Below are 10116 nucleotides of genomic sequence, written 5' to 3'. Positions count from 1 at the left end.
TCACGCTCGATGGCCCCAGCCACGAAGTCGCGCGGGCGGGTACACCGATTTCGCTTACCTCAACCGAATTCGAGCTTCTGCGCTTCCTCATGCGCAATCCACGCCGGGCGCTGACCCGCACCGAGATACTCGACCGGGTCTGGAACTACGACTTCGCGGGACGTACCAGCATTGTCGATCTCTACATCTCGTATCTGCGCAAGAAGATCGACGCCGGTGAAGATCCGATGATCCACACCGTGCGCGGTGTCGGATACATGCTGCGGCCATCGGAATGAGGCCGGCCCGAACCGTACGGTGGTGGCGGCCGCGATCATTGCGGCGCCAGTTGGCGTTGGGTGTATCCGCCGTCGTCTGTGTGGTGTTGGTGGCCGTCGGCCTGGTCTCTGTGTTGAGCCTGCGCACGTACGTCACGACAATGAACGACGCCGAGGTCGCCGAGTCGTTGCACGCACTGAGCCACTCGTATGCCAGGTACCGCAGTGGCGAAGGTACCCACGCCGGCTCGCCGATCGGGCAAGCGATGTTGGGATTCACCGGACAAACACCGGGAAATTTCATCGCGGTGCTCCATGACGGCGTGGTGGTCGGTTCGACCGTCTTCGGCGAAGACGAGCCGCGGCCCGCTCCCCCCGACGTCATTCGCGCCATCGAGGCCCAACCCTGGACTGACGGGCCGCCACGCACCGAGGAGTTGGGCAGCCTCGGCTCTTACCGGGTCGACAGCCGCGCCGACGGCCCGGACCGCCTCATCGTCGGGGTGTCAGTGAACCTTGCCAACCGGATAATCGCCCGTCGAACGCTTACCGCCACAGTGCTTTTGGTGGCCGCACTGTTGGTGACGGCGGGGCTCACCGTCTCGGTGGTCGGCTACGCGCTGCGGCCGCTGCGGCGCGTGGCGGCGACCGCCGCCGACGTGGCGGGCATGCCGCTGATCGGCGACGAGCGCCGGATCACCGCGCGGGTGCAGCCCGACGACACCGACCCGGACAACGAGGTCGGAATCGTGGGACACACGCTGAACCGCTTGTTGGACAACGTCGATAGCGCGCTGGCGTATCGCGCCGAATCCGACCGTCGGATGCGGCAGTTCATCACCGACGCCAGCCACGAGCTGCGCACCCCGTTGGCGGCGATCCAGGGCTACGCCGAACTCACCCGCCAGGACAGCGCGGAGCTGCCGCCGACTACCGAGTACGCATTGGCCCGCATCGAGTCCGAAGCACAGCGGATGACCTCGCTCGTCGACGAATTACTGTTGCTGTCCCGGTTGGGTGAAGGCGAGGATCTGCAGACCGATAACGTCGATTTGGGTGATGTGGTGATCCACGCGGTGAACGACGCCGCCGTCGCCGCACCGACACACCGTTGGATCAAGGAACTGCCCGACGAGCCGGTGTGGGTGAGCGGTGACCGTGACCGGCTGCACCAACTGGTCAGCAATCTGCTGAGTAACGCGCGCGTGCATACTCCCGCGGGAGTCACGGTGACGACGGCGATCGCGCGCCAGATCGACGGCGACACCCCCTGCGCGGAGTTGACGGTCAGCGACGACGGGCCCGACATCGACCCGGAGCTCCTGCCGCACCTATTCGAGCGATTCGTGCGAGGAGACACGTCCCGGTCCGACGCAACCGGCAACGGGTTGGGTCTGCCGATCGTCGCCTCGATCGTCAAGGCACATGGCGGGACGGTGACCGCCGAGTCCGCCGGCGGCCACACCGTCTTCCGGGTACGTCTCCCGATGCTCGAACGGACCCGTTAAGAAAGCGTCAACGACGCCGACGCCCGGTGCCGGGCGGGCTTAGCGTCGACGACGTGGCTGTGGTGGTCTACCTGCTGTTGACCGTGGCGGTATTCGCGCTGCTGGGCGTGATTCTGGGGATGGTCGAGAACTGGTGAGCGCCGAGAACGCCGTCGGTCTGGTGCTGGCCGTCCTTATTGCGCTGTTCCTCGGTGCGGCCCTGCTGTTTCCGGAACGGTTTTAGTGAGCACCACCACTGCGGGTGTGCTGTTCCTCGCGCTACTGGTCGCGGCGCTGGCAGTGGTTCACGTACCGCTCGGCGACTACATGTACCGGGTGTACAGCTCGGACAAGCACTCGCGAACAGAGCGGTGCATCTACCGCTTCGTCGGCGCCAACCCGCAGTTGGAGCAGACGTGGGCCACTTATGCCCGCAGTGTTCTCGCGTTCTGTGCAGTCAGCATTGTCTTTCTGTTCGTCTTGCAGCTCGTGCAGAAATGGCTGCCGTTGCATCTCGGCAATCCTGCGACGCCGATGACGCCGGCGCTCGCCTGGAACACCGCGGTGAGCTTTGTCACCAATACCAATTGGCAAAGCTATTCCGGGGAATCGACGCAGGGCCATCTGGTGCAGATGGCCGGTCTGACGGTGCAGAACTTCGTGTCCGCCGCGGTCGGGATGGCGGTTGCCGTCGCATTCGTCCGCGGCTTCGTTCGCCGGCACACCGGTGAGCTCGGCAACTTCTGGGTAGATCTGGTCCGCGGCACGCTGCGCATCCTGTTGCCGATCGCCGTCGTCGGCGCGGTGGTGTTGGTAGCCGGCGGCGTCATCCAGAATTTCCACCTACACGACCAGGTGGTCGGCACACTGGCCGGCTCACCGCAGACCATCACCGGCGGGCCGGTCGCCAGCCAGGAGGTGATCAAGGAGCTCGGCACCAACGGCGGGGGCTTCTACAACGCCAACTCCGCTCACCCGTTCGAGAACCCGACCGCCTGGACGAACTGGATCGAGATTTTCCTCATCGCAGTCATCGCTTTCTCGCTGCCCCGCACCTTCGGCCGGATGGTGGGCAACACCAAGCAGGGCTACGCGATCGCCGCGGTCATGGGCATCATCGCCGCCGCCAGCATCACCCTGATAATGCTGTTCCAGCTGCAGCACCACGGTACCGTCCCCACCGCCGCGGGCGCCGCGACCGAAGGCGTCGAACAGCGTTTCGGGGTCGCCGATTCCGCGGTCTTCGCCGACTTCACCACCCTGACGTCCACCGGCGCGGTCGACTCCACCCATGACTCCTACACCAGCCTGGGCGGCATGCTGTCGCTGTTCAACATGCAGCTCGGTGAGGTCGCGCCGGGCGGTGTCGGCTCGGGCTTGTGCGGCATGCTCATCCTCGCCGTGATCACCGTGTTCGTCGCCGGATTGATGGTCGGGCGCACTCCGGAATACCTGGGCAAAAAGATCACACCGCGCGAGATCAAGTTCGCGGCCGGCTACTTCCTGGTCACCCCGCTCGTCGTGCTGCTCGGCACCGCGATCGCGATGGCGCTGCCTGGCGAGCGCGCCGGCATGGCCAATACCGGGCCGCACGGCCTCTCAGAGGTGCTGTATGCGTTCACTTCCGCGGCCAACAACAACGGCTCCGCGTTCACCGGCTTGATGGCCAACACAACCTGGTACAACACCGCACTGGGACTGGCGATGGTCTTCGGCAGGTTCCTGCCGATCATCCTGGTGCTGGCGCTGGCCGGCTCGCTGGCCCGTCAAGGGATCACGCCGCAGTCCCTCGGCACCCTGCCCACCCACAAGCCGCAGTTCGTCGGTCTGGTCGTCGGTGTGACCTTCATTCTGGTCGCACTCACGTTCCTGCCCGCGCTGGCACTCGGGCCCCTTGCAGAAGGGATCGGTTGAAATGCAGCCGGTCCGGGGCGGGCTGCTCGACCCCAGGATGCTGGGGAGGTCGTTGCCCGCGGCGCTGCGCAAGCTCGATCCCCGCACCCTGTGGCGCAATCCGGTGATGTTCATCGTCGAGATCGGCGCCGTGTGGTCCACCGTACTGGCCATCAGCGATCCGAGCTGGTTCGGCTGGCTCGTCGTGTTCTGGCTATGGCTGACAGTGGTATTCGCCAACCTGGCTGAAGCAGTCGCCGAGGGCCGCGGCAAAGCGCAGGCCGACACCCTGCGCAAGTCCAAGGCCGACACGTTGGCACGCCGTCTGCGCGACTGGTCGCACGGGGCGCCCGGTCTCGAGGAACAGCTCCCCGCGCCGCTGCTGCAACAGGGCGACATCGTCGTCGTCGAAGCCGGCCAGATCATCCCGGGCGACGGCGATGTCGTGGAAGGTATTGCGTCCGTGGATGAATCGGCCATCACCGGCGAATCTGCACCGGTGATCCGGGAATCCGGCGGTGACCGCTCGGCGGTGACCGGCGGAACGACCGTGCTCTCCGATCGCATCGTCGTCAAGATCACCCAACGGCCCGGTCAAAGCTTCGTGGACAAGATGATCGCACTGGTCGAAGGCGCCAACCGACAGAAGACACCGAATGAGATCGCGCTGAACATCCTGCTCGCTGCACTGACGATCATCTTTGTGTTCGCAGTGGCCACCCTGCAGCCGCTCGCGATCTACGCCAAGGCCAACAACCCTGGTGTGGCGGACACCCAAGCTCTCGGCCAATACGGCGTTACCGGAATCGTTTTGGTGGCGCTGCTGGTATGCCTGATTCCCACCACGATCGGGGCGCTACTCTCCGCCATCGGCATTGCCGGCATGGACCGGCTGGTTCAGCGCAACGTGCTGGCCATGTCCGGGCGCGCGGTCGAGGCGGCCGGCGACGTCAACACCCTGCTGCTGGACAAGACCGGAACGATCACGCTCGGCAACCGGGAGGCATCGGAATTCATCCCGACGGGCGGTGTGACCTCCGAGGAACTCGCCGACGCCGCACAGCTGTCCAGCCTCGCCGACGAAACTCCGGAGGGTCGCTCCGTCGTCGTATACGCCAAAGATGCGTACGGGCTGCGGGCGCGGTTACCCGGTGAGCTGGCCAACGCGCACTGGGTGGAATTCACTGCGGTGACACGGATGTCGGGCGTCGACATCGATGGGCGACAGTTACGCAAGGGCGCGGCCAGTTCCGTCGCGGAGTGGGTGCGTGGTCACGGCGGAACCATTTCTGCCCAGCTCGGGCAGATTGTCGACGGCATCTCCGCCGCCGGCGGAACGCCGCTGGTGGTGGGCGAGGTCTCCGGCCATGCCGGCGGCGAACGAGCACGGGTGCTGGGCGTCATCTACCTCAAAGACGTGGTGAAGCAGGGCATGCGCGAACGGTTCGACGCGATGCGCCGGATGGGTATCCGGACGGTGATGATCACCGGCGACAATCCGTTGACCGCCAGGGCGATCGCCGACGAGGCCGGGGTTGACGACTTTCTGGCCGAGGCCACGCCCGAGGACAAGCTGGTCCTGATCAAGCGTGAGCAAGAAGGCGGCCGGCTGGTCGCGATGACCGGCGACGGCACCAACGACGCTCCCGCGCTGGCTCAGGCCGACGTCGGGGTGGCCATGAACACCGGCACCAGCGCGGCCAAAGAGGCCGGCAACATGGTGGACCTGGACTCGGACCCCACCAAGCTCATCGAGATCGTCGAGATCGGCAAGCAGTTGTTGATCACTCGTGGCGCGCTGACGACGTTTTCGATCGCCAACGACATCGCCAAATACTTCGCGATCATCCCGGCGATGTTCGTGGCGCTGTTCCCGGGCCTGGACCTGCTCAACGTGATGCGGCTGCACAGCCCGGAGTCCGCGATCGCCTCGGCGGTGATCTTCAACGCGCTCGTCATCGTCGCGCTGGTTCCGTTGGCGCTGCGCGGGGTGCGTTATACGCCGAGCCACGCGTCGAAACTGCTGAGCCGCAACCTCGCAATCTACGGGCTCGGTGGGATCGTCACGCCGTTCATCGGCATCAAGCTCATCGACCTGGTGGTCCAACTGCTCCCCGGGATCGCCTGAGATGAACGTCTCTACCCTGGTTCGCCGGCACTGGGCCGCGCTGCGTGCGCTGCTCGTCTTCACCGTGATCCTGGGTATCGGCTACCCGCTGTTGGTATGGCTGATAGCGCAGCTGCCCGGTCTGCACTCGCGGGCCGAGGGTTCAATCATCCGGGTCGACGGAAAACCCGTCGGCAGCACGCTGATCGGCCAGTCGTTCACCGATGCCGCCGGTAACGCACTGCCGCAGTACTTCCAGTCCCGGCCCTCGGCAGCCGGCGGCCGATACGATCCCATGGCCAGCGGCGGCAGCAACCTCGGACCGGAAAACGTCGTGGACACCCCGGATCGGCCGAGCCTGCTCACCCTGGTGTGTTCACGCAGCAAGGTGATCGGTGAGCGGGAGGGCGTCAACGGGTCACGGCCGTTCTGCACGGGGGGTGGTGTGGGCGCGGTGCTGTCGGTGCTGGGTCCGCGTGACGCGCGCGGCAACGTCGTCCAGCCGACACGGGTGGTCAGCGTCAACGAGCCGTGCGCGACCACAACCCGGCCGTTCCTGGCCAGCTACGCTCGCGTGCGCGTGGAGTGCGCCCGGTTCGGCGAGGACTACTCGACCGGCCGAATCGTGCCGATCCGCGGAGCGGCGCCCGGCGATCCGCGGGTGCCGGCCGACGCAGTCACCGCCAGTAGCAGCGGCCTGGACCCCGACATTTCGCTTGCCTACGCCGATATCCAGGTCCCCCGGGTGGCCAGGTCCCGGGATATCACCCCCGATCAGGTCCGTGCCGTGGTGCGGGAGAACAGCAATGGCCGCGACCTCGGGTTCTTCGGTGAGCCACGCGTCAACGTGCTGGCACTCAACCTCGAACTCGACCGGAAGTATCCGCTCACAGGTGGATGATGGTCACGTGAGCGTCGTCGACCATCGCCGCAAACGCGGGGAGTTGCGCATCTACCTGGGTGCGGCTCCCGGCGTCGGCAAGACCTACGCGATGCTGTCCGAAGCGCACCGGCGACTCGAACGCGGCACCGACCTGGTGGCAGCCGTGGTCGAGACACACGGCCGCCGCAAAGTCGCGGAGCTGCTCGAGGGAATCGAGACCATCGGGCGCCGGACCATCGAATATCGCGGCAGCCGCTTCACCGAGCTCGACGTGAACGCCGTGCTGGCACGCAATCCACAGGTGGTGCTGGTCGACGAACTCGCGCACACCAACGTCCCCGGCAGCAAGAACCACAAACGGTGGCAGGACGTCGAGGAACTGCTCGACGCCGGTATCACGGTGATTTCCACGGTCAATATCCAGCATCTGGAGAGCCTCAACGACGTCGTCGCCCAGATCACCGGCATCGTGCAACAGGAAACGGTGCCGGATTCGATTGTGCGGCAGGCCGAGCAGATCGAACTCATCGATATCACACCGGAAGCACTGCAGCGCAGGCTATCCCATGGCAATGTCTACGCGCCGGAAAAGATCGACGCGGCGCTGTCCAACTACTTTCGCAGCGGAAACCTCACCGCACTAAGGGAACTCGCGCTGCTCTGGCTGGCCGACCAAGTGGACACCGCACTGGCCAAGTATCGAGCGGACAAAAAGATCACCGACACCTGGGAAGCACGCGAGCGGGTGGTGGTGGCGGTCACCGGTGGACCTGAATCGGAAACGTTGGTAAGGCGGGCGTCCCGCATCGCGTCGAAGGCCAGTGCTGAGCTCATGGTGGTGCATGTTCTGCGCGGCGACGGACTCTCCGGCGCGTCGGCGCCACGGATGGGCAAGATTCGCGAGCTGGCGAACAGCCTGGACGCGTCCCTGCATATCGTCGTCGGTGATGCCGTGCCGACGGCCCTGCTGGATTTTGCCCGTGAGATGAACGCCACCCAGCTGGTGATCGGGACATCCCGCCGTTCCCGCTGGGCGCGCATCTTCGACGAAGGTATCGGTGCGGAGGTCGTCCAGGAGTCCGGCACGATCGACGTGCACATCGTGACCCATCCGGAATCCCGGCGAGGCTTTCGCAGAACCCCGATCTCTCCCCGTGAACGTCGTGTCGTATCTTGGCTGGCGGCAATCCTGGTACCGACCGCCATTTGCTTTGTCACGCTGGGCATGCTGGACAAAATCCTCGACATCAGCGGAGAGAGCGCGCTGTTCTTCGTCGGCGTGCTGCTGGTGGCGCTGCTGGGAGGCGTTGCCCCGGCGGTGCTTTCGGCGGTGCTGTCCAGCCTGCTGCTGAACTACTTCCTGACCAATCCGCGACACACTTTTACCATCGCCGAACCCAGCGCGGCGGTCACCGAACTGGTCCTGCTGGTGGTGGCGGTGGCGGTCGCGGTTCTCGTCGACTTCGCCGCCAATCGGGCCCGGGAAGCCGGGCGTGCATCCCGGGAGGCCGAACTGCTGACACTGTTCGCGGGATCGGTGTTGCGTGGCGCGGATCTCGAGACGCTTCTCGAACGGGTCCGGGAGACCTACTCGCAACGCGCGGTCAGCGTGTTGCGTGAAAGCCCCGACATCAGCCAGATCGTCGCCGCCGTTGGCAAAGATCCCAGTGGCAGCGTCGATTCCGCCGACACCGCGATCGAGGTCGGCGATGACGAATTCTGGATGCTGCTGGCCGGCCGGAAGCTGGCCGCCCGCGACCGCCGGGTACTTTCCGCGGTGGCCAAGCAGGCCGCCGGCCTGATCAAACAACGTGAGCTGGCCGCGGAAGCCAGCAGGGTGGAGGCGATCGAGCAGACCGACGAGTTGCGCCGGTCCCTGCTCTCCGCCGTCAGCCATGACCTGCGTACTCCGCTGGCGGCGGCCAAGGTGGCGGTCTCGAGCCTGCGCGCGGAGGACATTGAGTTCTCAGCCGAGGACACCGCTGAATTACTGGCCACCATCGAGGAGTCGATTGATCAGCTCACCGCCCTGGTCGGCAACCTGCTCGACTCGTCCCGGTTGGCCGCCGGCGTCCTTGCGCCCACACTCCGGCGGGTGTACCTGGAAGAGACGGTGCAACGGGCGCTGGTCAGTATCGGCAGAGGCGCCACCGGATTCCTGCGACCCGGGATCGACCGGGTCAAAGTCGACGTCGGCGGTGCGGTGGTGATGGCCGATGCCGGGCTGCTGGAACGCGTGTTGGCCAACCTGATCGACAACGCGCTGCGCTACGCGCCCAACTGCGTGATCCGGGTCAACGCCGGCAGAGTGGGTGACCGCGTGTTGATCAATGTCATCGACGAGGGCCCCGGCATCCCGCATGGCAACGTGGAGCATCTGTTCGAGCCGTTTCAGCGGCTGGGCGACCGTGACAACACCAGCGGCGTCGGCCTGGGATTGTCGGTGGCCCGGGGTTTCGTCGAGGCGATGGACGGCACGATCCAGGGGACCGACACGCCGGGCGGCGGACTCACCGTCATCGTGGACCTGGTCGCGCCGGGAGAGCGGCAATGACTCGCGTACTCGTCATCGACGACGAGCCGCACATCTTGCGCGCGATGCGGATCAACCTGTCGGTGCGCGGCTACGAGGTGATCACCGCCGCCACCGGTGCGGGTGCGTTACGCGCGGCCGCCGAACACCGTCCCGACGTGGTGATCCTCGACCTCGGCCTGCCGGACATCTCCGGCATCGAAGTGCTGGCCGGACTGCGCGGCTGGCTGAACGCACCGGTGATCGTGCTCTCGGCGCGCACCGACTCGTCGGACAAGGTCGAGGCGCTCGACGCCGGTGCTGACGACTATGTGACGAAACCGTTCGGGATGGACGAGTTCCTCGCCCGGTTGCGCGCCGCGGTGCGCCGCAACGCCGCCGCGTCCGAAACCGACCAACCGGTGATCGAAACCCCGTCGTTTACCGTCGATCTGGCGGCGAAGAAGGTCATCAAAAACGGTTCCGAGGTACACCTGACGCCGACCGAATGGGGAATGCTCGAGGTGCTGGTCCGAAATCGCGGCAAGCTGGTCGGCCGTGAGGAACTCCTCAAGGACGTGTGGGGGCCGGCGTATGCCAAAGAGACGCATTATTTGCGGGTCTACCTGGCGCAGCTCCGGCGCAAACTCGAGAATGACCCGTCGCACCCGCGGCACCTGCTGACCGAGGCAGGCATGGGCTACCGCTTCGAGGTGTGAACCTCGGCGCCCAACGTGCGCTCACGGCGAAAAATCGCCAAAATCTCGCCGCTGGTACACGTTCGGCGTGTGCCGGCTTGTTCCGGCGCGTGCGAGCACCGCTTCGCGGTCTGACGGTGGTCGACGAAACTAACGGAGTGAAACCCATAGCCACACTTGAAGGTTAGGATTGCGAATTCGTTCCGCGTGAGCGCGGGCCCAGCGTCCTCGTCGATGATCAGCGTCGCCTCGACGTCCATGCCATGATCGGGTGAGCGA

8 protein-coding genes are annotated in these 10116 nt (G+C 65.7%); all 8 read left to right on the top strand.

Going from position 1 to position 10116, the window contains the following annotated elements; genetic code table 11:
- Positions 1-278, top strand: a 278-nt coding sequence (locus ACRDTL_RS13855) for a winged helix-turn-helix domain-containing protein (RefSeq protein WP_431507279.1), incomplete at its 5' end; no start/stop codon positions are given.
- On the top strand, positions 275-1765 hold the full coding sequence (locus ACRDTL_RS13850) for a sensor histidine kinase (protein WP_431507278.1): 1491 nt from the start codon (positions 275-277) through the stop codon (positions 1763-1765). The genes ACRDTL_RS13855 and ACRDTL_RS13850, both read left to right, overlap by 4 nt.
- 133 nt (positions 1766-1898) lie before the next feature.
- Positions 1899-1988, top strand: a complete 90-nt coding sequence (locus tag ACRDTL_RS13845) for a potassium-transporting ATPase subunit F (RefSeq protein WP_431507277.1) — start codon at positions 1899-1901, stop codon at positions 1986-1988.
- Positions 1988-3658: a potassium-transporting ATPase subunit KdpA gene (gene kdpA, locus ACRDTL_RS13840; RefSeq protein ID WP_431507276.1), complete on the top strand. Its 1671-nt coding sequence runs from the start codon at positions 1988-1990 to the stop codon at positions 3656-3658. Before ACRDTL_RS13845 ends, kdpA begins: the two co-directional genes overlap by 1 nt.
- Before the next feature lies 1 nt (position 3659).
- The gene (gene kdpB / locus ACRDTL_RS13835; protein WP_431507275.1) at positions 3660-5765 is read left to right on the top strand and encodes a potassium-transporting ATPase subunit KdpB; all 2106 of its coding nucleotides are present in this window, start codon (positions 3660-3662) and stop codon (positions 5763-5765) included.
- Between the two features lies 1 nt (position 5766).
- On the top strand, positions 5767-6645 hold the full coding sequence (locus ACRDTL_RS13830; protein ID WP_431507274.1) for a potassium-transporting ATPase subunit C: 879 nt from the start codon (positions 5767-5769) through the stop codon (positions 6643-6645).
- On the top strand, positions 6626-9181 hold the full coding sequence (locus ACRDTL_RS13825) for an ATP-binding protein (protein ID WP_431507281.1): 2556 nt from the start codon (positions 6626-6628) through the stop codon (positions 9179-9181). The genes ACRDTL_RS13830 and ACRDTL_RS13825 overlap by 20 nt, the downstream gene beginning before the upstream one ends.
- Positions 9178-9858 (top strand): response regulator, encoded by a 681-nt coding sequence (locus tag ACRDTL_RS13820; protein ID WP_431507273.1) that lies wholly within the window; start codon positions 9178-9180, stop codon positions 9856-9858. Before ACRDTL_RS13825 ends, ACRDTL_RS13820 begins: the two co-directional genes overlap by 4 nt.
- The last annotated feature ends 258 nt before the right edge of the window (positions 9859-10116 follow it).

Origin of the sequence: Mycobacterium sp. (genome assembly GCF_050700595.1) — a bacterium.
Taxonomy (GTDB): domain Bacteria; phylum Actinomycetota; class Actinomycetes; order Mycobacteriales; family Mycobacteriaceae; genus Mycobacterium.
The sequence above is the reverse complement of the archived record's forward strand: the minus strand, read 5'-3'. Positions and strand labels throughout refer to the sequence as shown.